This is a genomic window from Brevibacterium sp. GP-SGM9 (genome assembly GCF_047300845.1).
In the GTDB taxonomy this organism is placed as follows: Bacteria; Actinomycetota; Actinomycetes; order Actinomycetales; family Brevibacteriaceae; genus Brevibacterium.
The window spans coordinates 976,968-1,003,673 of record NZ_CP178563.1 but is presented as its reverse complement, the minus strand read 5'-3'; the positions used below and the strand labels follow the sequence as shown (position 1 = coordinate 1,003,673).

The following is a 26,706-nucleotide window of genomic DNA, read 5'->3' as shown; positions in this document are numbered from 1 at the left end:
GCACGATGATGAACTGGCTGAGTGCCTGTGAGGACAGAGTTCGGGCCCGCCGGAATTACTCCGACGGGCCCGAACTCTGCACTTGTGTCACTCTGCACTTGTGTCACTCTGCACTTGTGTCAGTTCACTTCTTGTCGTCGACGAGTTCGTTGTCGTCGAAGACGACGTCCGCTCCCTCTTCCGGAAGACCCGCACCGCGCAGCGAGGCACCCTTGGTCTCCTTCATGAAGATCGTGGCGATGAATCCGATCACGCAGGCACCCATCACATAGTACGCGGGGATGATCGGGTTGCCGGTCGATCCGATGAGGGCATCGTTGACCGACGGCGCCGTTCCGCCGAAGAGCGCGGTCGAGACGTTGTAGGAGATCGCGAAGCCGGCGAAGCGCACCGGGCCGGGGAACATCGCCGGGAACGTCGCCGAGATCGTCGACAGCTGCGGGATGTAGAGGACGCCGAGAACCGCCAGACCGACGAGGGCCCAGACGAAGCCGTTGGCCATGAGCATGAACATCGGGATGGAGGCGACGAAGAGTCCGATGAGGGAGAAGTACCAGACCGGTTTGCGACCGACCTTGTCCGAGATCATGCCGCCGAAAGGGATGAGGATCATCATGAAGGCCTGGGCGAGGAACATCACCGTCAGCGAGGCGTTGCCGTCCATACCGACCGGATCTTTCAGATAGGTGGGCATATAGGACAGAAGTGTGTAGTTGACGACGTTGACCGCGACGACCATGCCGCCGAGGATGAGGAGCTGCTTCCAGTAGTCGGTGAAGAGGACCCGGAAGACCTCCTTGACCGACTTGCCCTGGTCGCTGTCCTCGAGCTCCGTGTACACGCGGGATTCGTCGAGCTTGGTTCGCAGGTAGAGTCCGACGACGCCGAGGACGCCGGCGAGGATGAACGGGAGCCTCCAGCCCCAGTCCATCATGGTCTCTTCGCCGAGTCCCAGCTGGAGCAGCAGGACGATGAGCGAACCGGCGGCCATGCCGGCCAGGGTGCCGAACTCGAGGAAGCTGCCGAAGAATCCGCGACGATGATTGGGTGCGTACTCGGCCATGAAGGTCGCGGCACCGCCGTATTCGCCGCCGGAGGAGAATCCTTGGATGACGCGCAGCAGCATGAGAATGATCGGCGCCGCCACGCCGATGGTGGCATAGCTCGGCAGCAGCGCGATGCAGAAGGTGGAGCCTGCCATGAGCAGGATCGTCAGCGCGAGGACCGCCTTGCGACCGAGCCGATCGCCCATCGGGCCCCAGACGATTCCGCCGAGAGGACGGAAGATGAACGAGACGGCGAAGGTGAGCAGGGCGAGCAGCTGTCCATGTTCGCCGGGGAAGAAGTGTTGGGTGATGTACGCGACGGAGACCGCGTAGAGGCCGTAGTCGAACCATTCGGTGGCATTGCCGATCGCCGAGGCGGCAACGGCCTTGCGCACAGTCTTCAGGTCGGGCGTGGGTGGGGACGCGGGTGTCGCGAAATTCGGGTGGGAGTTGGGGTTGCTCACGAGATCCTCCGATCGTCTGGGGCCGCCGATCGAGCGGTCCGCTGGGAAGAAGCGACTATGAACGCTACGAGGATCTGCCTAGCCTTTCAACGTGGACTCGCTGTCAAGCCGGCGGCGTGTCTCTGGCGAAAGGTCCACTTTATGGGGCTTCTGACCAGGTGTGATGCTATGAAGTGAGGGAACTTCATCTGTTGGTGAGGTTCACAGGGAACACCAAAGATATCGTTACGCCAAGCTGGTTGACTTCGAAATCGATCAGTGGTCTCACCCCGTCGACGGGCTTCGGTGGTGGTAGTCTGCCGATCATGTGACCTGGGACAAGCGGGTGCTGGGCCTGACCACGAGGAGAAATGCTCATGGGAGTGCTGAGGAAGAAGGATGTCAACGACGTCATCCATCAGAACGATGACGCCGGTGAAGGCGGGCATCTGCGGAAGAATCTCGGTGCCAAGGACCTCATCGGATTCGGGATCGGCATCGTCATCGGCACCGGCATCTTCACCCTCACCGGTCTCGAGGCCAAGGAGCATGCGGGCCCCGCCGTGATGATCTCCTTCGTCATCGCCGGTGTCGTCGCTCTGCTGGCCGCCCTGTGCTATGCGGAACTCGCCGCCGCCGTGCCGACAGCGGGCAGCTCGTACACCTATGCCTATTCCACGATCGGTGAGATCTTCGCGTGGATCATCGCCTGGGATCTCATCCTCGAGTTCGCCCTTGGGGCCTCGGTCGTCGCCCGCGGCTGGTCGGGATACATCGCCGGAGTGTTCGACCTGCCCTCGGCGTGGTTCGCCGAAGAAGGGTCGATCGTCAACCTCGGCGCGATCTTCATCTCCCTCGTCCTCGGCTGGGTGGCCATGCGCGGGATCCGCGAATCCAAATGGGTGACCAACGGCCTCGTCATCATCAAGGTCCTCGTCTGCATCTTCGTCATCGTCGTCGGAGTCTTCTACATCAAGTCAGCCAACCTCGTGCCCTTCATTCCGCCCGCACAGCCGGTCGAGGAGGGTGCGACTTCGGGACTGCAGGCACCGTTGTGGCAGTGGGTCACCGGGATCGAACCTTCGAGCTTCGGCGTCGTCGGAGTCTTCGTGGCCGCCGCGGTCGTCTTCTTCGCGTATTCGGGATTCGAAGCGATCGCCAACCTCGGCGAGGAGACGAAGAAGCCTTCCCGCGACATGCCGATGGGGCTGTTGGGTACGCTGGCGATCTGCACCGTCCTCTACGTCGGGGTCTGCCTCGTCGTCACCGGCATGGTCCACTATTCGAAGCTCTCCGAGGGTGATGCGGTCGCCGATGTGTTCACGCAGAACGGCCTCGGCTGGGCGGGCATCCTCATCGGCATCGCCGCTGTCGCCGGACTCAGCTCGGTCATCCTCGTCGATATCGTCGCCATGGGCCGCATCGGCTTCGCCCTCTCCCGCGACGGACTGCTGCCCGGCATCTTCGCCCGCATCCATCCCCGCTGGGGAACCCCGGTGCTGATGACGGCCTTGACCGTCGGCTCAGTGGTGCTGCTCTCCGGGCTGGTGCCGATCTCCGTGCTCGCCGAGATGGTCAGCATCGGAACCCTGTTCGCCTTCCTCGTCGTCTCCCTCGCCGTGATCGTCCTGCGCAAGACCTCACCGAACATGAAACGCCCCTTCCGGACGCCGTGGGTGCCGATTTTGCCGGTGGTCTCCGTCCTCTCCTGCCTCGGCCTGATGGCCAGCCTCGCGGTCGAGACCTGGTTGCGCTTCCTCGTCTGGCTGCTGCTCGGCTTCGTCGTCTACTTCGCCTACGGCAACCGGAAGTCGCGTCTCGCCCGCCGGGAACGTGAGGGAGTCGACCCCGGACCGACCGATACCGGTGCCGGGACGGTCACCACGGAGGCTGATCCGAAATGAGCGTCCTTGTCGGTTTCGGCGTCGACACGAAGAGCCGTGCGAGCGTCCGCTTCGGCGCCGACCTCGCCCGGACTTCGGGGGAGCCGCTGATCCTCTGCTGCGTTGTGCAGGATCGATTCTCCTCGGCGCAGATGTCGGACTTCTCCGGGGTCTCCGATGACTGGAAGAAGGAGATACGGGGCATGACTTCGCAGGCGATCGCCGATGCGAAGTCCGCACTGCCCGATGACGCCACCGCCGAGGTGGTCGTGCGGACCGGGCGATCCGTGACCAGGGTCCTCCACAACGAGGCCGTCGACCGCAATGCGCAGGTCCTCGTCACCGGATCCTCCGTCCGCGGGCCCTTGGGTCGCATCGTGCTCGGGAGCACGACCGATCGCCTCGTCCACTCCTCACCGCTGCCGATCGCCTTGGTGCCCCGCGGGTACAACTCCGACCGCACCGAGGTCAGCAGGCTCGTCTTCGCCGTCGACCCCTCACGCCGGACCGAACGCTACTACGACTCGGTGGCGCGCCTGGCCAGATGGCTGGGCGTCGGCATCGAGGTCGTCACCTTCGCCGTGCGCTCTTCGAAGCCCTCCGGTCTGGGGGCATTTGCCGACCAGGGCGTGTATTCGACCTGGAAGGAGCAGGTCCTCCGCGGTCACCGGTCGATCGTGACGGCCGTGGAAAGCGGAGAGGGAAGTGCTGGCGTCACCGGCACCTCCATCATCACCGGTGACCGGTGGTCGAGTGCGGTCAATTCGTTCGACTGGCAGGACGGTGACGTCCTCGTCGTCGGCTCGAGCGAGTCGGCCCTGCACGGCGTCTTCCTCGGATCGACCGCGACGCACATCATGCGGCACTCGCCGGTGCCGATGATCATGCTGCCCCAACCTCGGCGCTGAGCGGGGAAGCCGAAGGTCCGGTGGCCGTCTGCTGCGGACACCGGATCTTCGTCAATTCGCTCGTGTGGTTGTCACTGCTGTGAGGCCGCCGCAGCGATTCTCACCTGTCTGATCCCACCCGGATCTCACTCGGCTGTTTCGGATCTCACTCGGCCATTCGGCTCGCCTTGGCTGCGGCGGCTTTCGTGCGCTGATCCATGGCCGGCGAGGTGTCGATGCCGCGCGCGGTGAGCTTTCTCTTCACGAGCGGCCAGAGGACGACGAGGACCGCGGTGGCCACGAGGCTGGTGCCCACCTGCACCCGACCGGATTCGCTGAGGAGCATGATGACGACGATGCCGAGGACGACGAGGATGAGGAAGAAGTTCAGTCCCGGAGTCAGCCACGACTTCAGGGTCAGCTTTTCCCGTTCCTCGTCAGAGAGCTTCGCGCGCATCCGCCACTGGGCCAGGGAGATGAAGACGTAGACGAACAGCGCGACGAGTCCGCCGGAGTTCATGATGAAGTCGAAGATGCCCGAGGCCGGCATGGTGAAGTTGGCGACCACCGCTGCCAGAGCGCCGAGGCTGGAGGCGATGAGTGCGGCAACGGGCACGCCGGTCTTCGAACGCTTGCGGATGATTCCCGGAGCATAGCCCTTGTCGGCCAGCGAGGCGAACATCCGCGATGCGGAGTAGAGGCCGGAGTTGAGCACGGAGATGACGGCGGTGAAGAGCACGATCGTCATGATCGCCGAGGCTCCGGGCAGACCGAAGAGACCGTAGACGTAGGCGAACGGAGCGATGGTGTCCGGATCCGGCAGCTCATCCCAGGGCACGGCCATGACGATGATGAAGACGCCCCCGACGAAGAAGAGCATGATCCGCCAGATCACGGTGCGGGTGGCTTGGTTGATGCCGCGTGCCGGGTCGACGGATTCGGCAGAGGCCATGACTGCGATCTCGGTGCCGAAGTAGCTGAAGATGACGGTGGCGACGCCGATCATCACGGCGCTGAAACCCATCGGCATGAAGCCGCCGTGGTTCCAGAGATTGGGCACGGACAGGCTGGCATTGGGCCACACGCCGAGGACGAAGAGAGCCCCGACGACGAGGAAGACGACGATCGTGATGACCTTGACGCTGGCGAGCCAGAATTCGACCTCGCCGAAGACACGGACGGAGAGGATATTCGTGCCGATGAACACGATGACGAGGACGAGCGAGAACAGCCACGCCGGAACAGCCGGGAACCAGCCGGTGAGGATTCCTCCGCCGACGACGGCCTCGTAGGCGATGACGCCGACCCAGAAGTACCAGTACAGCCAGCCGACGAGGTAGGCCGCCCATCCGCCCATGGATTCGTTCGCATATTCCATGAACGATCCGACGGAGGGCTTGCGCGCCGACATCTCACCGAGCATCCGCATCGCCAGGAAGACGAGGAGTCCGCCGATGAGGTAGGAGATGATGGCGGCAGGGCCTGCCGACCGGATGACATTGCCCGAGCCGACGAAGAGGCTGGCGCCGATGATCCCGCCGAGGGTGATCATCGTGATGTGGCGGTTGCGCAGCTTTCCGCTGTCGCTGGGCGACGCCTCAGTGCCGTCGGTGACGGCCTCTGTCGGTTCGCTCATCGTGCATTCTCCTTGAGAACCAGGGCCGCGACGTGGGCTGCGGGGTCTCCGACATCCGCTGCCTCGTCACTGGCCGACAGGCGGTCACAGTTGAAACCGCCTCCGGGATTCTACACAAAATGTGTTCAACAGAAAGTCGATTCGTCACCCTGCGGTCACGCGTGGTTCACCGCGCACGCGGCCCGCTCTCATCGATCCACATCCAGCCCTCAGGCATGGGCGCCCACGCGGCCACATCCCGTCCGGCCTTCGAACTGTCGGCGAGGACGACGACGGATCGGGCGCGTTCGGCGATGAGCTCCTTCGTGTGCGCCTCGTCGAGGGTCGGTTCGCCCAGGCCGTTCTTCTCATCCACCGCATCGGCGCCGAGGAACGCGACGTCGACGTGGATCCGGCCGAGGGCATGGTCGCTCAGCGCCCCGGTGGTGCCGTGGGACTTCGTCGACACCTCGCCGCCGACCATGATGACCTTCGGCCCCATCGGGTGGGCCAGGGCGAGGGCGATCTCGAGGCCGCGGGTGATCACGGTGAGTTCGGCGCGGTGCCGAATGCGTTCGGCCACACGCACGGTCGTCGATCCGGCGTCGAGGAAGATCGTGCGCACGCTCGAGTCCCTGATATGGGTCAGCGCCCAGGTCGCGATCGTATCCTTGGCCTCGGCATTGAGCTCCATCCGCTGGCCCAGCGGCGGTTCGACATATCCGGCAGCCGTGGCCCCGCCGATGGTGCGGATGACATCACCAGACTCGGCCATCTCCCGCAGATCCCGACGGATCGTCGACTCGGAGGTGTCGAGTTCGGACGCCAGGCGAGGGATCGACCACGAACCGGTCTTGAGCAGCGAGAGGATGTCATCGCGGCGCTTCTGTGTTCCCGTGCGGATTGCCATGTCTCGCTCCTTCTTTCCCTCGTCTGTCCACCGCACAGAAGCTTACTGCGGCAGGTACTCCTGGCGGATGCCATCGACGAAGGGAGCGTAGCCGATCGCCGCCCGGTAGGCCGAGCGCATGGTCCCGGGATCTGCGATGCCCTGGCCCGCGATGTCGAAGGCCGTGCCGTGATCGACCGAGGTGCGCAGAATCGGCAGGCCGACGGTGACCGAGATCGTGCCGTCGAAGTCGAAGGTCTTCGAGGCGATGTGGCCCTGGTCGTGGTACTGGGAGAGGATTCCGTCGAACCGACCGGACAGTCCCTGGTGGAACACCGAATCGGCCGGGATCGGGCCGGCGACCTCGAGCTCGCCGGCGTTGACACGCTCGACGGCGGGACGCAGGATTTCGATCTCCTCATCACCGAAGGCCCCATTCTCGCCCCCATGCGGGTTGAGCGCAGCGACGGCCAACCTCGGCGAGTCCACTCCGTAGAGCTGGAGGGCTCGGTGGGCGCGTTCGATCGAATCGACCTGCGTGTCGACGGTGAGAGCGTCGATGGCCTTGCGCAGCGACATGTGACGAGTGGCGAAGAAGATCTGGAGCTTGTGGTCGGGGACCTTGGTGTTCTCGACGACGAACATCGTGTCCTGCTTCGTCACCCCGGTCAGCTCTCCGAGCATCTCCGTGTGGCCGAGGTGCTTCGACCCGGACTTCCACACGGCCTCTTTGTTGATCGGGCCGGTGACGATGCCGGCGATCTCGCGGTCCATCGCGGCGTTCGTGGCGATCTCGATCGCGGTCACGGAAGCCTGGCCGGCGCGGGCATCGACGACACCCCAGTCGGGCAGATCCGAGCCGAGCACGCCGATGTCGAAGACGTCGATGACGCCGGTACCCGCCGACGGGGTCGACCAGTCGGTGATCGTACGAAGTTCCACATCGAGGCCGAGGACCTCGACGGCGCGTCGCATCACGGCCAGATCCGCGACAGCCACGCCGTGCTGATCATCTCGTCCGGCGAACTCGGAGAGAACCTGGGCGGTGATCTCCGGGCCGATGCCCACCGGGTCGCCGACGGTCACAGCGAGTACTGGTGCGGTCATGTCATTCTCCTCATGTTGGTGCATCTGTTTCGGTGGTGTGCTGGCCGGTCATCGCTGCCGGACGGGGGAGGCCGCGGCCAAGAGGTAGTCGATGCACTTGACTGCGGTGCTCGAATCCCCGATGAGGCCGCCCTTGGTCACGATCGGCAGACCGTCCGCGCCGCCTCCGACGAGGTGGCCGCCCACGGCCAGGGGGACGATCTCCTTCTCGACCTCCATCCCGACCGCGCCGACGGCTCTCATCACTTCTGCCGTGACATCGCCGCCGGTCGTATAGAGCCCGGTGATGACGGGCGAGGTCATGACCGCTGCCGTGATCGTCGCCAGCCGTTTCGTCGTCAGCTCCGACTGCTCATCGCTGAGATCGAGAAGATCGGCGGACTCGAGCACGGTGGCGATGATGATCGCCTGTGCCGAGGTGACTTCGTCGACCAGTGCGAGTGTGGCCTCGACATCGGGGAGGTTCTCCTCATCGAGGACGGTGCGGATGAGGGTGATCCTCGGGTCCTCGGCGAGCGCGGACAGTTGGGTGCGGGTCACCTCGGTGGCCGAGCCTGAGATGCCGAGGATCGCCCCGCCGGGCCGAGTCAGCAGCAGGGACTGGGCGAGGGCGAGGCTGCCCGGTCCGGGATCGACGGTCACCCAGTCGAGCAGCTCGCCGTGACGCAGCCGGGCCTGAGCTCGGGCGCCGCGGTCAGGGTCCGTGGTGTCATCGTCTGCGATCTCCCTGGTCACCGCGGCAACCACGGAGCCGACAAGACCGACGTGCTCATCGGTCAGGGCGTCGGCGATGATGATGTCGGTGCCATCGGCGATGGCGTCGAGGATTTCGGTTCGGATCGCTGCGTGGCCTTCCAGCACCGTCGAGATCTCGATGAGCCGGCACTTCAGCTCGGTGCCGGTCCGCAGGATCGATGCGACGTCGGAGGTGTGCATGGGGGAGCGGACGTCGCGACTGAGTTCGGTGTGCTCGAGGAGTCGACCATGGAGGAGCTGCCGGCCTTGGGCCGTCGTCCGGCCGGCGGTGGGAAAGGCGGGAATGCAGAGGCCCATGATCCGCTTCTTCTGCCCACCGTGCTCGACGACCAAGCCGGCTGCCCGGCTGCGGGCGTTGAGGGCCGCCTGAGCGGAGGGGCCGACATTGCCGCGCAGCGTCGTGTCGATGCGGCAGGCGACGAGATCGACGTTGCCGGCGCCGGTGACGAGAGCATTGGTGAGCTCAGCGGCATCCTCCGCTCCCAGGTGACGGGAGTCGGCGTTGAGGACGACGGCGTCGTAGTCATCGAGCAGACCGTCGAGGTCGACGTTCTCACCTCCGCTCGTTCCGCTCACGGTGATCGTGCGCAGACCCGCCTCGGCGAAGAGGGCACCGCAGGCGTTGCCGCCGGTGAGGTCGTCGGCGACGATGAGGATGCGGGGGCTGTTCTCGCTCATACGATCAAGTCGAGCACGAACAGGAGCGGAATGGAACCCGCCCACACGGCAGTGGTGATGCCCGACCAGCCCTTGATGGCGTTGATGCCGTCAAGTCCGGCGAAGCGGGTGACGACCCAGAAGTACGAGTCGTTGAAGTAGGAGAAGACCATCGACCCGGCGGTGCAGGCCATGACCGCGACCAGCGGACTCAGACCCAATGGTGCGATCAGGGGTGCGGTGACCGAGGCGGCGGTGATCATGGCGACCGTACCCGAGCCTTGGGCGATGCGCACGAGGGTGGCGATGATGAACGGCACGAGGAAGGCCGGCAGGCTGATCGAGGCGATCGCCTCTGCCAGGGCATCGCCGACACCGGATTCGGTGAGCACCATGCCGAAGCTGCCGCCGGCACCGGTGATGAGCAGGATGAGGCCGGCCGAGGCGGCACCGTCGGCCAGCCAGTTCTGGACCTTGCTGCGCGGGGTCACCCGGGGCAGGAGCGTGTAGACGGCGAGGACGAGTCCGATGATGAGCGCGACGACGGGGTTGCCGAGGAAGGCCAGCGGTGCGACCCAGGCGGAGGGTTCGTAGGCATCGCCGGCGAGCTCGCCTTGAGCGTTCTTGTCGATGGCCGTGGACACGGTGTTGGCGACGATGAGCAGCAGCGGGACGATGAGGGGGAGGAATCCGAGGAACGCTCCGGGCTTCTTCGTTGCTCCGGAGTCGGTGTCTGCTGCGTCGGTGGCTGAGTCCCCGGCTTCGGTCGAGTGGTCGGCGTCCTCACCGGTCAGTGTGGCCACGCCGCGGTGCTCGGTGTCCTCGCTGCCGCCTTCGACGGCACGTGCTCCCGCCGAGGTGGCCGTGGCCGATCCGTACACGTCGTGCTTGACCTTCTGGTTGAGCACGGGCTCGAGCTTCGGTCCGATCCAGCGGGCGTAGATGACGACGACGGGCAACAGGAAGACGGTGAAGATGACACCGGTGAGGATGACCGCACCGATGTCAGCGCCGAGGATGCCGGTAGCCGCCAATGGTCCCGGGGTCGGCGGAACCATGTGGTGGGTCAGGGTCATGCCGCAGCCGAGCGCGAGCGCCAGAGTGACGTAGCCGCCGCGCTTGACGCGGGCGATGGAACGCGCCAGCGGGTTCATGATGACGTAGCCCGAATCGCAGAAGACCGGTATGGACACGAGCGAACCGACGGTGCCCATGGCCCAGGGTTCGCGACCCTGGCCGAAGGCGCGGAGGAACGCGCGTGCCAGAGAGTCGGCGGCCCCGGAAACCTCGAGGATCTTCCCGATTCCGACGCCCAGGCCGATGACGATGCCGATGCTGGCCAGCGTGTTTCCGAAGCCCGTGGTGATCGCGTTGACGAGCGCGAGCAGGTCCTGACCGGCGACGATGCCGGTGACGACGGATGCGACAAGCAGGGCGATGAAGGCGTCGAGGCGGGTCGCCAGGACGATGACGACGATCGTCGCGATCCCGGCGATGAGCGCCAGGATGAGTTGCAGATCCATGAGTTCCTCCGCGGTGAGGCCGGATCGCTGGGCGAACCGGGGTGTGGGTGGTGCCGTGGTCGTTGCTGTTCTCGTCCGCAGCGATCACGAGTCGATCGCGGCGGACGAGAGAAAGATGAACAGTATGAGCAAGTATTATCATAACTGCGCATTCATGCAATGTCTGCCTGGGGTGCGGCATCCGGGATCGCGGCGAGTGTGCAGAGGGAAACTGTCCGGATAGGCTTCAGACCAAGGGCGCGGAGAGTGCGCCGGGCAGTCCGAGCAGGCAGGTGCTTGGATTCTGCGAAGTCAGGAGGGGGTTGCTGCCGATGGCATGGAGTACCCGCGAAATCGCCGATTTGGCCGGGACGACGGTCAAGGCGGTGCGTCACTATCATGGCCGTGGTCTGCTTGCCGAGCCGGAACGGGCCTCGAATGGCTACAAGCAGTACCGTGCCGAGCATCTGGTGAGACTGCTGCAGATCAGGCGACTGAGCGAACTCGGCTTCTCGCTCGGCCAGATCAGAGATTTCGACTCAGGCCTCGTCGACGATGATTCCGGGGAGTCTGAGCGATCCGATGGCCGGGCCGAGGGGATGGAGGCCATGCGTTCGACCCTGGAGGCTCTCGATGAAGAACTGGCGGCCGACATCGCCCGGCGACAGCAGATGCGCGATGACATCGCTGCCATCCTCGAGAACGGTACCGCCATGGACCTTCCGAGTGGATTCGGCACCGTCAGAGGTGCTCTCACCGAAGCGGATCGTGGACTGCTGCTCGTCTACTCGCAGGTTCTCGATGCGAAGTCGATGGCTTCGATGCGGGCGATGCTCGCCGAAGTGAACTCGACCGAGGCGTCTCGGGAGTTCCAATCCCTCCCCGCAGACGCGGCCGAAGAGACCCGAAGGGAACTGGCGCGGCGCTACGCACCGCAGATCAGGGAGATCGGTGAGAAGTACGGATGGGCCGACCGCCTCGGCGAGGTGCCGCATCGCAAGCGTCGGCAGATGGAGGAGACGATCGGTACGGCAATGGTGCAGCTCTTCAATCCGGCCCAGGTCGACGTGCTGGTGAGGGTCGAAGTCATCAATGCGGAGTCGGATCAGGGCCGCGGCTGAGAATTGTTCGCGGTCGAGGCTTGACCTTGCCCCTAGGGCAGGGCTTTCGGTGAAGATGTCAAGGAAATCGGATCTCTTCGGAAGGACCGAATCATGCAGTTCCCGATCGACACCACCATCCATTCGCCCCGCCGAGTGAGCCGACCCGGCTGGGCAGAGATGATCGTCGGCCTCATCGCCTACATACTCGCATTCGGGGCGGTCTTCCTCATCCTCAAGGCGGTCCCCGACGATCTCGCCGTTTTCAACGGCATCATCCAACTCGGGCTCTCGGGAATCATGGGTCTCGTGGCCTTCGCCGCCGCAGTTGCCGTCAAGCGCCGCGGCATCGCGGCCTTCGGACTGCGGAAGGCCTCCTGGAAGTCGCTCCTGCTCGGGGCCGTTCTCGGTGTGGTCTGCTGGATCCTCGGCACGATCGCATCGCTGATCGCCTACTCGGTCAACGGCGGGCTGGACAATGTCCAGGGCGACTACCAGGCCGCCGCGGTCGGCGGAGTCCTCGCGGTCATCGGCACGGTGATCACAGGCGCGATCCTCACACCACTGGGCGAGGAACTCTTCTTCCGCGGTGTCCTCACCTCGGGACTGCTGCGCTTCGGTCCCTGGATCGGTGTCATCGTCAGCGCTGCGGTCTTCGCCCTCGCCCACGGAATCAACCCGGTCCTGCCCGTCGCGTTCATCGTCGGGATCATCAACGGCGTGCTGTTCCACCGGACCGGTTCGGTGTGGCCGGGAGTCGTCGTCCACGCCTTCAACAACGCCTCGGCAGCGTTCGTTCCCGTGGCTCTGGCGGCGCTCCTGGGCTGAAGAGTCGCCGAGGTGGACCTGGAAATGGGCCCTGGCCGGATATGAGATTCCGGCCAGGGCCCATTGTGCGAGCCTCCGACTTCAGCGGGCGAGTGCCTCGTCGACCGAGCTGACTCCCGTTCCGACGGTGACCTGGGTGCCCCACGGATCGGTCAGGCGGACGGAGCCTCCGTCGTCGGCGAACTGTATCTTCCGAACGTTCAGTCGCGCGACGAGGGCGTCGAGATCCTCGCGTCCGGGGACGGTGATCGCAACGTCACCGAGTCCGAGCGCTGCCGCGCGGGGGCCTGCGCCCTTGCTGTTCCAGGTGTTCATCGCGACGTGGTGGTGGTAGCCGCCGGCCGAGGCGAAGAGCACGCCCGGCATCGAGGCGAAGGTCGGCTCGAAGCCGAGGGCGTCGACGTAGAAGGCGCGAGCTGTCGGCACATCGCCGACCTGCAGGTGCACGTGGCCGACCTTGCCCGGCTGAGCTGAGGTGTTCGCGACGATGCTGTCATCGAGGTGTTCGGCGAGGAAGGCGTTGGGGTCGAGGTAGATCGTGTCCATGCGGACCTCGCCCTCGTCGGTGTGGATCCACTGCGAACGGTCGCGGTCGACGTAGAGCTCGATGCCGTTGCCTTCGGGGTCGGTGAAGTAGAAGGCCTCGCTGACGAGGTGATCGCTCGAACCGACGAATCGACTGTTGGTGTTCTGCGCCGCGTGCGCCACGGTCGCCGCCAGCGAGGCCTGATCCTCATAGAGGAAAGCCGTGTGGAAGAGGCCTGCCTGACGGGGATCGACAGCGGGCAGGCCGGGGGTCGAGACGAGCTTGACCATCGGAGTGGTGCCGCGGCCGAGCACACGGTGGACCTCGGAGCCGCGGGAGACCTCTTCGAGCGGCACCATGGCAAGGGCGTTCGCGTAGTACGAGGACATGTTCTCAAGATCCCCGACACGCAGGGTGACCGCGTCCATGCCGGTGGAGGCGCTGAGCGTGGAGTCGTTGACTGCAGGCGATGCGATTGCCGACTGAGTGCTTTCGATGGTGATCATGGTGTGCTCCTGCGGGTGGAAGGTGATCTCGTTGAATATTCAACTAAAGTTTACCCCGAAGTATTCCCCTCGGCAATAGAGGGCACTCGGCGGCCGGAGCAATCGAGACTGAGAAGTCAGCGATCGTCGTATCGGTCGGGAGTGCTCCGCGAAGATCCGCGATCGCGGACGTTGCGACGTCGTCGGCGGTCGATCCAGATCGCCAGTCCGGCGCCCACGATGCCGAAGGCCGGCATCATCGTGCCCAGAAGCTTGCCGAGGATCGAAGCCGAGCCCGTATCGTCGATGAGCAGCGGGGCCAGAAGGTCTTGCAGGATGACTGCCAGGAGCAGCCCGCCGATGAGGCCGAGTATCCCGATTCCGATGGCGCGCATGCATGGTCCTTTCTGCTGAAGGCGTCGCGAGCGCCTGGTGGCAATTGACCGCTCGCTCGGCTCGTCACTGACTTTCGGAGGAGACCGCTGTTCCTCTGAGGCGCTGCAGCCCGAGGGCGATGACTCCGGTGGCGAGGCCCCAGATGAGATTGGTCAACACCATGGGAACGATCGCGATCGGATTCGCCAGAGGCCCGTCGAGTCGACCGTCGAGGATCGGTGAGAGCACTGCGCTGAGGGCGGTCGCTGCCACGGCATAGACCAGCCCTGCCAGAACGAGGGTGAGCACCGGTCGAGGCGTTCGGCTGAGTCCGACGATGGCGATCCATGCCGCCGATATGCCGAGGGTGAGCAGTATCGGTACTGCCGGTGAGGTGTCGACGCCTGTCTGGTTCATGATGATTCTGCTCAAGGAGCGGACGAGAGCCAGAGCGCCGAGTCCGAGAATGAGGGGCCAGTGGAGATTTCGCATCTTTTCCATGTCCACAACGCTATTGAGCGCGAGACGGTCTGCCATCGGCCTGGGCGAGTTATGATCCCCTCTTGGTGCGCACAGCGTTCTACGTCGAGAGGCGATGGTCTTTCGGAGTCGAATGCGAACCGGTGCGGGCGCCCCTCGTTACTCCACCGGAGCGTGCGTCGATAGGGTGGGGCCATGAAGACCCGCGCTCGTATCGTTTCGACCGTTGCCGCGCTTGCGGTGCTCGCGCTTGGCGGCTGCGCCTCCGATGACGGCAGTGACCAAGATGATGTGAGCGGACAGACCGCCGAGATCCCTTCCGGTGATTTTGCGAGCACTCAGGACATGGAAGACTTCCTCACCAACAGCATCGACGATGTCGACGTGCACCGCGAATCCGAGACCAACCCGGACTTCGACGCCGCCAAGGACGCTGACCGTCTGCACGTCGAGTTCCCCTCTGCAGGGAAGAAGGGGACGGACCGGAAGGCCTCGGCTGATGCGGTCCAAGCCTCGGGCGTTGCCACCTTCGACTACGACGTCCTCATGATCACCGGAACCACAGACACCGGAACCTGGTCGTATATGTACAGTTCCGACACCGTCGCCGAACTGACTGCCGATGACGCCGTGGTCGAAGCTGATTCAGTCTGGGAGCACGCCGATCAGGATTTCGACTCTGTGCACAGATGAGCACAGGTCAACGATCGGGGCCGACTGCCGGCATGGCGAAATGCTGAACGTCAGTAGCGCTCGTCCTTGACCCCGGCAAAGTCCCTGACTTCATCGGAGAGACCGAGGTCGGAAGCGCCCGTCGACTCGACCGGGAAAATCGGGCCGAGCCGACGGGACGCATGTGGAACGTGTCAGCTCACGGTCTGGTCAGGCCCGGGGGTCGACGATGATCTTCACATGCCGTTCGTTGTTGTTGATGAGTTCGTCGAAGCCGCCGCTGACCAGTTCGTCGAGTCCGATCCGGCCGGTGATGAACGGGGCGAGGTCGAGTCTGCCGCTGCCCACCAGTTCGATCGTGGCGGGATGGTCGCCGGAATAGCCGATGGTTCCCCGCAGGTCGATCTCCTTGAGCACGAGCTTGGGCATGTCGACCTCGGGCTTGTGCCCCCAGATGGAGACGTTGACGATGACTGCGCCCGGGCGGACTGCGTCGAGGAGCATATCGAGAACGACAGGTACTGACGAGCATTCGAAGCCGACATCGGCACCCTCGCCGCCGGTGAGTTCGCGGACCCTCTCGGCTACGTCGCCTTCTCGCGGATCGAGCACCTCGTCGGCGACCCCTGTCGAACGTGCCATCGTCTTCCGTGCCTCGGAGAGTTCCGAGATGTAGACGGTGAGCCCTTCGGCCTTGAGCACCGCAGCGGTGAGCAGGCCGATGGGGCCTGCTCCGCCGACGATCGCGACCTGCCCGGACTTCGCGCCGGAACGCACGACGGCATGATGGGCAACCGACAGCGGTTCGATGAGGGCGGCCTGGTCGAGCGGAATATCGCCGATCGGATGGACCCAGCGACGTTCGACGACGATCTTCTCCGCCAGCCCGCCTCCGCGGCCGCCGAGGCCGATGAAGTTCATGTCCTTGGAGAGCTGGTAGCTCTGACCGATGCTGGTGTCGACATCGTCGCTGATGATGTAGGGCTCGACGACGACGTTCTGTCCCACTTCTAGATCGGTCACTTCTTCGCCGAGGCCGGTGATGGTGCCGGAGAACTCGTGTCCCATGGTCACGGGGGCCGATTCACCCGAGATCGGATGCGGATGGCCGGCCGGAGGGACGAAGATCGGGCCTTCGAGATACTCGTGGAGATCGGTGCCGCAGATGCCGCACCAAGCGACATCGATGGCCACGCTTCCCGCTTGCAGCTCGGGTTCGGGAATGTCCTCGATGCGGATGTCATTGCGGTCGTAGAAACGTGCTGCCTTCATGGGGTCTGCCCTTTCGTCGGTGACTGCGAATCCTGTCGTGTCTTCTGACACGACTCTATTTCCCTCAGCCGCCCCGTGCATCGGAGGTTTCTCGTCAGATGAGAACCTGTGCCCCGCGCCGACGGAAGCGGTCAGATGTGGAAGAGGTCCCGTCTACTTCTCCACCACGACACCGTCTGCGTCGACGAAGACCATGGCGCCGGGACGGATCGTGGCTCCACCGATCTCGACGGTGCTGTCGACCTCGCCCTCGCCGTTCTTCGCGCTCTTGCGGGGATTGCTCGCCAGTGCCCTGATGCCCAGGTCGAGTTCGGACAGAGCCTCACGGTCACGCACCGCACCGTTGATGACGACTCCGACCCAACCGTTGTTCACCGCCGCCTCGGCGATCATGTCGCCCATCAGGGCGGTCGCGATCGAACCGCCGCCGTCGACGATGAGCACGGCACCATCCCCGGGTTCTGCCAGGGTCGACTTCACCAGGGCGTTGTCCTCGTAGCAGCGGATGGTTCGTGCCGGTCCAGAGAACGACCGGATGGACCCGAAATCGGTGAAATCGAGAGCGATCGAATAGAGATCCGGACCGCGATCGTCCCAGAGATCGGCGGTTGACACTGTCATCTGTGCTCCTCATTCGCAATCTGCGTCATCGTACAAGTGCTCGGACGCCCCGCGCCTTCGCACCTTCTCCGCCATTATCGTTCAGGCCAGAGCCTGCGCGCGAGCGTAGAGGCCGGGGACTCCGCCGGAATGGATGAAGACGATGTCGTCGTCGGGACCGAACCGTCCGGAACGGACCAGATCGACCAGCCCCGCGGCGGTCTTGCCGGTGTAGACAGGGTCGAGCACGATGCCTTCGGTGCGCGCGAAGAGTCTGAGGGCTTCGACCATCTCGGGTGTGGGCAGCGCATAGCCCGGCCCCACGTAGTCCCCGAGACCGACCACTGCCTCGGGCGGAACGTCGGGCAGTTCTAGGAACGACGCTGTCTCGGCCACGAGCCCGGCGATCTTGGGTTCCTGCTCCGCGCGCGTGCGGCTGACGTTGATCCCGATCACGGGGAAACGATTGTCGGAACCGTGGAACCCGACGATGAGACCGGCCTGCATTCCGGCCGACCCGCTCGGGCACACGATGCTCGGGGACTCGAGCCCCGCCTCGGCGAATTGGGGGAGCAGTTCCTGAGCGCAATCGACATAGCCGAGCGCGCCGGTGACGTTCGATCCGCCGACAGGAATGACATAGGGGCGACGCCCACGGCCCTCCAGCTCACCGGCCAATTCCTGGGCCCGGGCGGGCAGATCCGTGCCATGGGGATGGACGTCCACTGAATCGGCGCCGAGGAGGTCGAAGAGCAGAAAATTTCCTGTGTACTCGGGAGGGTTGCCACCCGATTCGGTAGGAATCGGATCGCCTTCGGGCCCCAGGTCCTCCTCGAGCACGAGATGGCAAACGAGTCCCTCGCGCCTGGCCGCAGCGAGCGTGAGCCGACAGTGGTTGGACTGCACCCCGCCCATGGTGACGAGGGTGTCGGCACCATGGGCGAGGGCATCGGCGATGAGGAATTCGAGCTTGCGGGTCTTGTTTCCGCCTTGGGCCAGGCCCAACAGGTCATCGCGTTTGATCCAGATCCGCGGCCCATTCAGTTCGGTGCTGAGCCGGTCAAGCTGCTCGAGCGGAGTGGGGCCATTCGTGTATCGGCGGCGGGGAACTGCGTTGAGGTCGATCATGTTTCCGCAGTCTACTGCGGCGGATCGGCGGTCGACCAGGACTCAGTCGTCGAACCTGATCTGGCGAACCGCGTGGTTCGAACCATTTGCCGACTTCTCATTGCTGACTCCGAGCGTCATCATCTCACCAGTATCGAGGTTGGTGTAGGCCACGTAGGTTGAGCCGGCCGCCGAATCCGCGGCGATGCGGTGCCACCGACTCGCATGCGCGTCACCGTGCTCGGAGAGCGTCTTCACCACCGCGTCCGTGGCGAGCTTCTCGACCTCCACCTCCGACCCGACGCCGAAGGCCCTGACGAGGTCGTCGGCGTACTTCAATGAGGTCGTCGGATGGCCGGAGCTCTGTGTGTCCTTGGCTGTGGTCGCAACTGACGTCGAGTCTGTGGATGCGAGTGCGGGTCCTGCGGTGACTCCGATTCCGGCCAGACCTGCGACGGTGGCGATTCCCAGTGCGGCTGTCCGTTTGCGAATGCTGATTCTCATGGCGTCGATCCCTCCTGCTCGTCATGTGTCATCGACGTCGACCAGTATTGCCAGCATTCGTGTGAACCGGACAGCACAGTCTGTGCGGTGTCTCAGAACGTATTTCGGTTCGACAAACCATTCGTTTCAACCATGTGGCAGTGACTGTTACATGGCAGGATTACTTGCTGAGATGTATCGGGTTTTTGAGCGCAAGGCCATGTGTCGGCTGCACGACCGCTGGCCGCGCTCAGCGACCGAATATGACACTTTCTCCAAAACGATGAGACGCAATCGTAATCACGAGTCGTTGCCTGCGACGGACTGGTTCTGAGTGCTGTCTTCATCGTTGCGCTCGGCCTCGTCTGGTCCGTCCATCCAGTCCTTCCCGTCGAGAATCCGGGCGACGAGCATGCTGCTGGCCTGATCGCCGACCGAGTTGACGGTAGTGGCAGGCGGGTCGATGACGGTACCGATGATCTGGATGATCGGCAGTGCCGCGCCGGGGAATCCGTAGAGAGTGATGATCATCAGTTCGCCGATGAACCCGCCCGAGGGAATCCCGGCCATGACCATCCCCGCCAGCAGAGCCACAGCGATGCCGATGAGGATGTTGCCGGGAGTGAAGAAGTCGCGCTCGAACACCGCGAAGAGGAACGCGATCTTGAGGATCGCGGACAGGCTCGAACCCTCCATATGGATTGTCGCGCCGATCGGGATGATCGTCTCTCTGATGTCACGAGGGACGCCGATGCGCTCACCCGCGCGAAGATTCGCCGGGATCGCGGCCACCGACGAGGAGGTTCCCAGGGAGATCGCGGTCGGCTCGATGATATTCGACCAGAACTTCGTGATCCCGTGTCTGCCGCCCGCGAGAAAGGAATAGAGCGTGAACGCGAGAACGAAGTAGACGATTGCCACCGGGTAGTAGACGAGAAAGGCGCGCACATAGTCGCCGACCAGCTGCGCCCCGAGCTCACCGATCAGGGCGGCGAAGTAGGCACCCAGGCCGATCGGGGCGTAGTACATGATGATCGAGGTGAACTTCAGGAACACCTCGGCCCCGGAGCTGAGGAAACCTGCAAACGGCTTTCCTCTGTCGCCGATGCTGCTCGTGGAGATGCCGACGATGACGGCGAAGACGATGAGGGCGAGCATGTGCTCGGCGGAGAGGATCTTCGAGAAGTCGTCGACAGTGACCGTCTGAACAAGCTGATCGCCGATCGACCCGACGTCCTCGACGTCCTCCGGCTGGCTCATCTCGACTTGGACCCCGTCGGTCGCCTTGGTGACCCACAGGGCCGAGATCATGACCACGGAAGCGATGATCCCGGTGACCGCGAAGACGCCGAGCGTGCCGCCCAAGATTCTGCCCAGGCGCTTGGCAGAGGACATCCCCGCCACCGCCGAGGAGATGGAGAAGAAGACGAGCGGCACAACGAGGGTGAACATCAAGTTGATGAACACCGTACCGAAGGGCTTGACGACTGTGGCACGTTCCCCGAATACGAGTCCGACGATTGCGCCGATGGCGACGCCGGTGAGGATGAAGAGCGGGAAGCGGTAGTTGCGGAGAATACGACCGAATCGTGATCCGGATCGGTCAGCAGCGGGGGAGCGGGTCCCGGAGTCGGCGGGCGACGGCATCGATCCTGCCTTTCACTCGGAGTGTGCACGGTGCAGCCGTGTGAGGGTTCACGGCTCGGACGATGCTATTGCACACGGGGCAGAAAAGGTCACTGGTCTCATTGGGGTGGTCTTGTCGGTGTTCGCGCCGAGGTCTAAGAGCGGAGGAGATCGTCCTCGCGCTCATTGTGATCGAAATGGTGCCCGGAATCCGTGCTCGGGCCGTATCGCCACCGCCGTCGGAGAGCGCATGATGGAGGAAACGGATTCGCGCACAGCGTTCCGATCGGAGGTTCAGTGATGTCTGAGAATGTGCAACCGCAGCCGGGCGAGGACGAACTCGGGAACGACTCGGAGGAGTCGAGCAGCGTCGGCGCGGAGAGGACCGAAGCGGACAGGCTCCGTCACGTCCACGAAGATGAGATGGTCGACGAGTGGGAAGACGAATCCTTCCCCGCCAGTGATCCGCCAGGACACTATTGAAGCTGTCGGGGAGATTTCGGCCCAGGTCGGAATGACGAGGGCGTCGCCACCTAACTTTTGGACTCACGATCCGTGAATGACGACGCTCTTCGTTGTGTGTTCCCGGCCTGGGTTTTCAGCGCAGGGCAGGCCGAGTTTCAGTCCTCGTTATCGGGATTGTCCGTGGAATCGGTACGGACGTTCGCATCGTCGGAATCGTCCGTCGATACGGACGCGTTCTCAGGGTTTTCGTCGTCTCTGCTCGCGTCGGCCTCGTCGTTTCTAGTGCCGAAATCATTTTCATCGACGAGCTCGGAAGTCGGTGCCGCCTCGGCGGCTTCGTCGAGATTCTTGGTGGCTTTGCGCATGCCGTCTTCAATGGGCACGATGTTCACCTTCCGCAATCGGCTGTGAGGTGGTCGTCAGTCTACGCGCGTCCGCGGGCCAGGGATACTGCTGAGTCAAAGGCACGGCGAGCGAAGCCGACCGAGGCCGACGGTCGAGCGTCGGATGGAGAACGGCGATCAGGCCACCAGCATCCAGATGAGCGCGGCGGCGTTGGCAGCGGCAGTGAACGCGGGGCCGATGGTCTTCAACCGGTCGGAGATCACGGCTCCGATCACGGCGTCGATTCCCTGAACGAGGATCATCGCGACGGCGACTGCGGCCACAAATGCCTCCGACGAGCAGAACAGGCCGATGACGGCGACGACGACAAGAGCGGCGCTGCGCGCAAACGCATACATCGATGGTGGTCGTGAATCGTTCGCGGACGAACACAGTCCGGCAATCGCATACCCGCAGCTGACGATCGAACTGATCAGAGTCACGATCGCGCAGGTCCAGAAGGCGAGGGTCATGGATTCAGTTTATAGATGCGTACTCGGTCTCGGTCGCGACTCGCAGCGGTCCTTTCGCCGGAGAGGAGGGTGGGACCGGCCGACGCTTCTCGGCGTCTGTCCGGCGAGTCAGTGTCCCGCAGCCGAGGTCCCGAGGCTGTCCACTCCGGCGCGTTCGACAAGGACGGCGATGTGTACGCGATTGCTCGTGTCCAGTTTGATGTTGATGCGGTTGAGGTGGGTCTTCACCGTAGCCGTGCTCATGAACGTGGCCTCAGCGATCTCCTGGTTGGACAGGCCCTGGGCGACGAGGACCGCGATCTGAAGCTCACGTTCGGTGAGGTCGGCGAGCAGTTCTGTGGCCTCACGCTGCAGGCGCTGATTCTGGCCCGTCGTCACCTTTGAGATCAGCTGCTGCATCGACCGCGGCGAGAGGATCGGCTCTCCTGCGTGCACCTTGCGGATCGCATCGGCCAAAGCAGTCGGTGCGACGTCCTTGAGCAGATAGCCGGCCGCTCCGGCCTCGAGTGCGCGGAAGAGATAGTCGTCGGTGTCGAAGCTCGTGAGCGAGACGACCTTGGGCGGACGGGCGCTGTTGATGAGCCTTTCGATGGCCTCGATCCCGCCGATGCCCGGCATCCGGATGTCCATGAGGACGACATCCGGGAAATGCAGAGCCACTCGTTCGAGTGCCTCCTCGCCGCTCGACGCCGAACCCACGATCTCGATGCCCTCGGCGGCCTGGAGAATTCCTCTGATCCCGGTGACGACCATCGGATCGTCATCGACGACGATCACACGAATCGGGGCAGCGTTCTGGGTCATGATCGATACATTACCCGAGGGCAATGACACCGATAGTCTGACCGCGAGGGCTCCCTCAGCCTCGGCGTGCGAACGGCGGAAGAACCACCTCGACGACGAACGAGCCGTCGCGGACACCGGCCAAGGCGTCTCCCTCCAGCATCGCCGCTCTCTCCCGAATGCCTTCGAGCCCGGCACCCGATCCGGTCCCCGCTAAGGGAGAATCGGCATCGGGCCGGGAAGAACCCACGCGGGGAGCAGACGTCGGATAAGGCGGAATCCCGGGGACCGCCTCGGCGAGGGGCGACTGCCGCGGCGGGAGACGGTTCGTCGACGCAGGAGCCGGATTGGCCACCGCGATCCGTGCGCCTTGGTCAGCCGACACCGTGACTTCAAGAGTCACCGGCGAACCCGGGGCATGCTTCATCGCATTCGTCAGCGACTCCTGCACGATGCGATACACCGCCCGGTCGAGAACGGTCGGCGCACTCTCGACGTCCTGAATGACGATCGAGGGCCGGATGATCGTTCCCGTGGACTGCACCGAGGCGACGAGCTGCGGGATCGATCGCATTGAGGCCAGGCTCGGGGGAGTCGACGCCTCCTTCTGCGGTCCGCCGCCGGCCAGCGTCCCCTCGCGGACCCCGCCGACCAGATGCCGCAGGTCCTCCAGGGAGGCATGCGCCTCCTGCCGCAGCGCCGAGGCGGTCGAGGCGACATCGTCATCATCCTTGCTGCCGAGCTCGAGGGCACCGCTGTGCAGGGAGATGATCGAGAGTCGGTGGGAGAGCGTGTCATGGAGCTCCCGTGCCAGGAGTTCGCGTTCGGACCGGCGGGCGAGTTCAGCCGACAGGGATTCATTGCGCTGGGTTTCGCGGGCCGCGATCGTCTCGACGACTCTCATCCGCCGGGTTCGTCGCAGCAGGGCGCCGACGCCGAGGCTGATGCCGAGTCCGATGACCGCCGCCGCGATGGTCACGAGAGTGATCGCGAGCAGCGCGTCTGCCGGGGGAGCGGGTGCGTCGAGATTCGTCATCTGCTCCGGGTCGGGCAGGAAGAGGATGGCGAACGGGTTGAGCTGGGCCGGGGCCAGGCACATGCGCACCGTGGCGGCGGCGACCAGCACCGTTCCCACCGCCGAGGCGATGATGGCCTGCCGCTTGGATCCCCGGATGACGAGGTGGAAGAGGCCGATGAGCAGGAGAAGGGCATCGCCCCATCCCGCAGTCAGCAGGGCGCCGGCAATGAAGGGAGCCCACAGCCACTTCTGACGGAGGAACACAGTTGCCCATACGGGGACGAGGAGGAGGATCGCGACCATTCCGGTGTTGCTGATGACGCCGCCTGAGAATGCCCAGGTGTTCGAAGTCAAGGCCATCGCCGAGGTGAACAGTCCGATGACGAAGAGAAGAGCGCCGACGAGGACGCTCACGAGAATTCTCAGGGCGCGAGGCATCCGCCGGCGCCGCGCGCTCGGGAGGCTCTCGTGGCTCGAACGAGGAATTGGTTGACCTGACACACATGAATAGTAACCGCGGGCTCTGACACGCGTAGTCGACCGATCGGGTGGAACGGGTCCACCGATCGGCCAACCGGTTCGATCCGACGGATGGACGTGGAGCAGGGCGATTTCTCCGATGCTTGACGAGTCAGCACTTCGCAGCTTTTCACTCAGCGTTCAAGGAGCATCATGTCCAACCCACACGACCCTCAGTACCTGGGACATCCCCAGCAGCCCGGCCAGACCACTCCTGCCGGGCAGCCGACGCCGACCACATTCCAACCTGCCGCTACGGCTCCGGGGCATTCGGGTGCACACGCCGGATACCCCGGAGCACAAGGCGGGTATCCAGGAGGGCAACCCGGTTATCCCGGAGCGCAGTTCCCACAGCAGGCCTATCCGGGGGCGGGTTACGGGCAGAAGCCGCCGAAGCGGAAGAAGCCGCTGCTCAAGCGCTGGTGGTTCTGGCTCATCGTCATCATCGTGGTCATTGCAATGTTCAGCGCCATCGGGGGCGGGGGAGACGACGCCACCGATGAGACGGGTGCATCGTCCGCGCAGGACGAAGCGGGCACGGGGTCGGAGGACAAGGGTGAAGGTGCTCCTGCCGAAGAAGGCGGCGCACCGGCTGCGGAGAAGGCGGCCTACGGCATCGGCGACGCCGTCGCAGCCGATGGGTGGGAGATCACCGTCGACAAGGTCGAGGACGGTGTGTCATCGGTCGGCGACGAGTTCCTCGGCACCGAGGCACAGGGTCAGTTCGTCACCGTCGCACTGTCGGTGAAGAATACGGAGTCCGAACCGGACTACTTCTTCGAGGACAACATCAAACTCGGCGATGACAAGGGCAACAGCTACTCCGCCGATTCCGAAGCGGGAATCTACGTGGACGAGAACTCGATCCTCTTCCTCGAGGAGATCAACCCGGGCAACACCGCCAAGGGTGTCCTGGTCTTCGACGTGCCGAAGGATGTCAGTCCCGATCGCCTGACCTTCGAAGGCGGCGTCTTCTCCGACCCGGTGGAGATCGCACTGAGTTGAAGGGGAGATCCCACTGGGCTGAAGGGGTGACCGCGCAGGCTCTGGACGAATGAGTGCGGCGGCACTAAGGGGAGCGGCTCGGTCCGATAGTCGGACCGAGCCGCTCTCGACTCTGCTCAGTCGTTCAAAGCGGTGGCGCGGTCGATGATCGCACTCGCTGTGCGGAGCGTCTGCCCCGCGAATCCGGTCCCGAACAGCTTGACGTGAGCAAGCAGGGCGAAGAAATTGTGAACCGGCACGTCTCCTCGCCACCCCTCGGGCAGCGGATGTTCGGTCTCATAACCGGCGAAGATCTCCTCAAGGAACGGTGTGCCGAACAGGACAAGCAGCGCCAGATCCTCAAGTCTGTGGCCGCCGTGGGCGGCTGGGTCGATGAGGGCACAGCCGTCAGGGGTCCACATGAGATTGCCGGACCATAGGTCACCGTGGACTCGGGCCGGAGCTTCGGTGCCCTGTCCGGAGATTCCCTCGAAGACCCCGGAGGCAATGCTCTCGATCGCCGAGGTGATCGTGTCGTTTTCATCGGTCGAAAGCTGATCTCCGATCGCCGAGGCCAGTGGTCTCAGCCGCATGTTCACCCAGAAGTCGGTGAATGAGTCACACGAGGCGACGTCGACTTCAAACGGGGAGTCGAGGGGACCGAACCAGGCCGGTTCGGCCGGTGCCCAGCCGAATGCAGGGGCACCGGAATCGTGCAGACGTGCAAGCTGCCTGCCGAAATCGGTTGCCGACCGCGCATTCGGCGAGGCCTCTTCGATGCGCTCAAGACGCAGACTCTGCTGATCATGATCGATGACTTCGACGACAGGAACCACGTCCGGTTCGGCCAACCACGCGAGTCCGGCCGCTTCGGCGGCGAAGAATCCGCGCGGGGCATCGGCGCGCTGTTTGATGAAATCAGGCATGACTCCAGCCTAATTCGCGTCCACATACGTGCAATCCCGGCATGCTTCGAGGTCAGGACAGCTCGGACATCAGCATCGCCGCCGTGGCGACGAGGTCACCGTTGCCTTCGGCCTCTCGTCCGTCGGGCAGGACGGGAGTGTCCTCGAGCCCCGTCCTGATTCCGTGTCCGCGGCGGATGGCGCGGGCGTTGACGACCCAGGAGGCGATCCCATCCCCGTGATGGACCTGGGGCAGGCGGATCCCGGCGTCAGTCACGACCTTCTCGATCGCCGCGGCGTGCGCGATGGCATCATCGGGGTCGGCATTGAGAGGCTCGACAAGGACGCGTCGGCAGGAGCCGGCGATGCCGGCGTCGACGAAGCGGTGGGCGTCGTCGAGGTGGAGCAGGCCGGCCTCGATCTCCACTCCTCGGCCGAGCAGTAGCTCGCAGACCTGGAGAATTCCGGGCTCTCCCTGGTTGGCGGTGACAAGATCCGGAAGCTTGGTCCATTCGGAGATGAGTTCGAGCCGCCGGGCCGGGTCTCCCTCGATCTCGGCCGATGTGCTCAGCGAGATCGGGACCCCCGGGCAGGCTGCACGGACGGCGCGGACCGTCGCAGCGCTCGCCTCGGCGTCGAAGGTCTGCCTGCCCTCGCTGTCGAAAGGGTGAAGATGGACAACCTGTGCTCCCGCATTGACGGCCGCCCTCGCCTGCGCCGCAATATCATCGGGCGTGCGCGGAGTCGCCGGATGGTCACGATCCCCATTGAGCGCGGCATGGAGCATCGGCTCGGGGCTGCCGGGCTGGCCGGTCGGTTCGATGGTCGACATCATG

General features: G+C 64.4%; 27 protein-coding genes. 7 read left to right on the top strand and 20 right to left on the bottom strand.

What is annotated here, in order from left to right; genetic code table 11:
• Window positions 1–124 precede the first annotated feature (124 nt).
• Window positions 125–1,510 carry an MFS transporter gene (locus ACH82I_RS04550; protein WP_413335803.1) on the bottom strand — a complete coding sequence of 462 codons (1,386 nt, stop codon included), beginning with the start codon at window positions 1,508–1,510 and terminating at the stop codon, window positions 125–127.
• Window positions 1,511–1,866: 356 nt separating this feature from the next.
• Between ACH82I_RS04550 and ACH82I_RS04545 the strand changes: the two genes are divergently transcribed.
• Window positions 1,867–3,393 carry an APC family permease gene (locus ACH82I_RS04545; RefSeq protein ID WP_413335801.1) on the top strand — a complete coding sequence of 509 codons (1,527 nt, stop codon included), beginning with the start codon at window positions 1,867–1,869 and terminating at the stop codon, window positions 3,391–3,393.
• A complete protein-coding gene (locus ACH82I_RS04540) occupies window positions 3,390–4,280 on the top strand; it encodes a universal stress protein (RefSeq protein ID WP_230743513.1) in 891 nt (296 codons plus the stop codon). Before ACH82I_RS04545 ends, ACH82I_RS04540 begins: the two co-directional genes overlap by 4 nt.
• A gap of 145 nt (window positions 4,281–4,425) precedes the next feature.
• Here the strand turns inward: ACH82I_RS04540 and ACH82I_RS04535 are convergent, their stop codons facing one another.
• The 5 genes from ACH82I_RS04535 to ACH82I_RS04515 form a co-directional block, all read right to left on the bottom strand.
• On the bottom strand, window positions 4,426–5,895 hold the full coding sequence (locus tag ACH82I_RS04535; RefSeq protein WP_413335799.1) for an amino acid permease: 1,470 nt from the start codon (window positions 5,893–5,895) through the stop codon (window positions 4,426–4,428).
• Window positions 5,896–6,061: 166 nt separating this feature from the next.
• The gene (locus tag ACH82I_RS04530; RefSeq protein ID WP_413335798.1) at window positions 6,062–6,784 is read right to left on the bottom strand and encodes a DeoR/GlpR family DNA-binding transcription regulator; all 723 of its coding nucleotides are present in this window, start codon (window positions 6,782–6,784) and stop codon (window positions 6,062–6,064) included.
• A gap of 42 nt (window positions 6,785–6,826) precedes the next feature.
• On the bottom strand, window positions 6,827–7,870 hold the full coding sequence (gene pdxA / locus ACH82I_RS04525; RefSeq protein ID WP_413335796.1) for a 4-hydroxythreonine-4-phosphate dehydrogenase PdxA: 1,044 nt from the start codon (window positions 7,868–7,870) through the stop codon (window positions 6,827–6,829).
• A 48-nt stretch (window positions 7,871–7,918) separates the two neighbouring features.
• Entirely contained in the window at window positions 7,919–9,304 is a 1,386-nt protein-coding gene (locus tag ACH82I_RS04520) for a four-carbon acid sugar kinase family protein (RefSeq protein ID WP_413335795.1), read from the bottom strand.
• Window positions 9,301–10,806 carry a GntP family permease gene (locus ACH82I_RS04515; protein WP_413335793.1) on the bottom strand — a complete coding sequence of 502 codons (1,506 nt, stop codon included), beginning with the start codon at window positions 10,804–10,806 and terminating at the stop codon, window positions 9,301–9,303. The genes ACH82I_RS04520 and ACH82I_RS04515 overlap by 4 nt, the downstream gene beginning before the upstream one ends.
• Before the next feature lie 311 nt (window positions 10,807–11,117).
• Between ACH82I_RS04515 and ACH82I_RS04510 the strand changes: the two genes are divergently transcribed.
• Complete coding sequence (locus ACH82I_RS04510) at window positions 11,118–11,906, top strand: MerR family transcriptional regulator (protein WP_413335791.1); 789 nt, start codon at window positions 11,118–11,120, stop codon at window positions 11,904–11,906.
• Between the two features lie 93 nt (window positions 11,907–11,999).
• The gene (locus tag ACH82I_RS04505) at window positions 12,000–12,713 is read left to right on the top strand and encodes a CPBP family intramembrane glutamic endopeptidase (protein WP_413335789.1); all 714 of its coding nucleotides are present in this window, start codon (window positions 12,000–12,002) and stop codon (window positions 12,711–12,713) included.
• 81 nt (window positions 12,714–12,794) lie between these two features.
• Here ACH82I_RS04505 and ACH82I_RS04500 read toward each other — a convergent pair whose 3' ends face one another.
• The 3 genes from ACH82I_RS04500 to ACH82I_RS04490 all read right to left on the bottom strand — a co-directional run bounded on the left by ACH82I_RS04500 (window position 12,795) and on the right by ACH82I_RS04490 (window position 14,600).
• A complete protein-coding gene (locus ACH82I_RS04500; RefSeq protein ID WP_413335787.1) occupies window positions 12,795–13,745 on the bottom strand; it encodes a VOC family protein in 951 nt (316 codons plus the stop codon).
• Between the two features lie 116 nt (window positions 13,746–13,861).
• Window positions 13,862–14,119, bottom strand: a complete 258-nt coding sequence (locus tag ACH82I_RS04495; RefSeq protein WP_413335785.1) for a hypothetical protein — start codon at window positions 14,117–14,119, stop codon at window positions 13,862–13,864.
• Window positions 14,120–14,183: 64 nt separating this feature from the next.
• Complete coding sequence (locus ACH82I_RS04490) at window positions 14,184–14,600, bottom strand: hypothetical protein (protein WP_413335783.1); 417 nt, start codon at window positions 14,598–14,600, stop codon at window positions 14,184–14,186.
• Between the two features lie 174 nt (window positions 14,601–14,774).
• Here ACH82I_RS04490 and ACH82I_RS04485 point away from each other — a divergent pair, with 174 nt between their 5' ends.
• Window positions 14,775–15,272 (top strand): hypothetical protein, encoded by a 498-nt coding sequence (locus ACH82I_RS04485; protein WP_413335781.1) that lies wholly within the window; start codon window positions 14,775–14,777, stop codon window positions 15,270–15,272.
• A gap of 189 nt (window positions 15,273–15,461) precedes the next feature.
• Here ACH82I_RS04485 and ACH82I_RS04480 read toward each other — a convergent pair whose 3' ends face one another.
• From ACH82I_RS04480 to ACH82I_RS04460, 5 genes are all read right to left on the bottom strand, one after another.
• Window positions 15,462–16,523: a 2,3-butanediol dehydrogenase gene (locus tag ACH82I_RS04480; RefSeq protein ID WP_413335779.1), complete on the bottom strand. Its 1,062-nt coding sequence runs from the start codon at window positions 16,521–16,523 to the stop codon at window positions 15,462–15,464.
• Window positions 16,524–16,676: 153 nt separating this feature from the next.
• Window positions 16,677–17,144 carry a ribonuclease E activity regulator RraA gene (gene rraA / locus ACH82I_RS04475; protein ID WP_413335778.1) on the bottom strand — a complete coding sequence of 156 codons (468 nt, stop codon included), beginning with the start codon at window positions 17,142–17,144 and terminating at the stop codon, window positions 16,677–16,679.
• An 81-nt stretch (window positions 17,145–17,225) separates the two neighbouring features.
• Window positions 17,226–18,251 carry a D-cysteine desulfhydrase gene (locus tag ACH82I_RS04470; RefSeq protein ID WP_413335776.1) on the bottom strand — a complete coding sequence of 342 codons (1,026 nt, stop codon included), beginning with the start codon at window positions 18,249–18,251 and terminating at the stop codon, window positions 17,226–17,228.
• A gap of 42 nt (window positions 18,252–18,293) precedes the next feature.
• Entirely contained in the window at window positions 18,294–18,734 is a 441-nt protein-coding gene (locus tag ACH82I_RS04465) for a hypothetical protein (protein WP_413335774.1), read from the bottom strand.
• Between the two features lie 279 nt (window positions 18,735–19,013).
• The gene (locus ACH82I_RS04460; RefSeq protein ID WP_230743534.1) at window positions 19,014–20,360 is read right to left on the bottom strand and encodes a dicarboxylate/amino acid:cation symporter; all 1,347 of its coding nucleotides are present in this window, start codon (window positions 20,358–20,360) and stop codon (window positions 19,014–19,016) included.
• A 279-nt stretch (window positions 20,361–20,639) separates the two neighbouring features.
• Here ACH82I_RS04460 and ACH82I_RS04455 point away from each other — a divergent pair, with 279 nt between their 5' ends.
• Complete coding sequence (locus ACH82I_RS04455; RefSeq protein WP_230743535.1) at window positions 20,640–20,822, top strand: hypothetical protein; 183 nt, start codon at window positions 20,640–20,642, stop codon at window positions 20,820–20,822.
• 137 nt (window positions 20,823–20,959) lie between these two features.
• On the opposite strand, the gene ACH82I_RS04450 is transcribed toward ACH82I_RS04455, so the two are convergent.
• From ACH82I_RS04450 to ACH82I_RS04435, 4 genes are all read right to left on the bottom strand, one after another.
• Complete coding sequence (locus ACH82I_RS04450; protein ID WP_230743536.1) at window positions 20,960–21,187, bottom strand: hypothetical protein; 228 nt, start codon at window positions 21,185–21,187, stop codon at window positions 20,960–20,962.
• A 138-nt stretch (window positions 21,188–21,325) separates the two neighbouring features.
• Window positions 21,326–21,661: a hypothetical protein gene (locus ACH82I_RS04445; protein ID WP_230743537.1), complete on the bottom strand. Its 336-nt coding sequence runs from the start codon at window positions 21,659–21,661 to the stop codon at window positions 21,326–21,328.
• Window positions 21,662–21,769: 108 nt separating this feature from the next.
• Window positions 21,770–22,465 (bottom strand): response regulator transcription factor, encoded by a 696-nt coding sequence (locus ACH82I_RS04440; protein ID WP_230743538.1) that lies wholly within the window; start codon window positions 22,463–22,465, stop codon window positions 21,770–21,772.
• Between the two features lie 55 nt (window positions 22,466–22,520).
• Entirely contained in the window at window positions 22,521–23,876 is a 1,356-nt protein-coding gene (locus ACH82I_RS04435; RefSeq protein WP_230743539.1) for a sensor histidine kinase, read from the bottom strand.
• 258 nt (window positions 23,877–24,134) lie between these two features.
• On the opposite strand from ACH82I_RS04435, the gene ACH82I_RS04430 reads away from it, so the two are divergent.
• The gene (locus ACH82I_RS04430) at window positions 24,135–24,986 is read left to right on the top strand and encodes a DUF4352 domain-containing protein (protein ID WP_230743540.1); all 852 of its coding nucleotides are present in this window, start codon (window positions 24,135–24,137) and stop codon (window positions 24,984–24,986) included.
• 116 nt (window positions 24,987–25,102) lie between these two features.
• Here the strand turns inward: ACH82I_RS04430 and ACH82I_RS04425 are convergent, their stop codons facing one another.
• The gene (locus ACH82I_RS04425; protein WP_230743541.1) at window positions 25,103–25,891 is read right to left on the bottom strand and encodes a fructosamine kinase family protein; all 789 of its coding nucleotides are present in this window, start codon (window positions 25,889–25,891) and stop codon (window positions 25,103–25,105) included.
• A 52-nt stretch (window positions 25,892–25,943) separates the two neighbouring features.
• Window positions 25,944–26,705, bottom strand: coding sequence for a 3-keto-5-aminohexanoate cleavage protein (locus ACH82I_RS04420; RefSeq protein WP_230743542.1), 762 nt, complete (start codon window positions 26,703–26,705; stop codon window positions 25,944–25,946).
• Between the last annotated feature and the right edge of the window lies 1 nt (window position 26,706).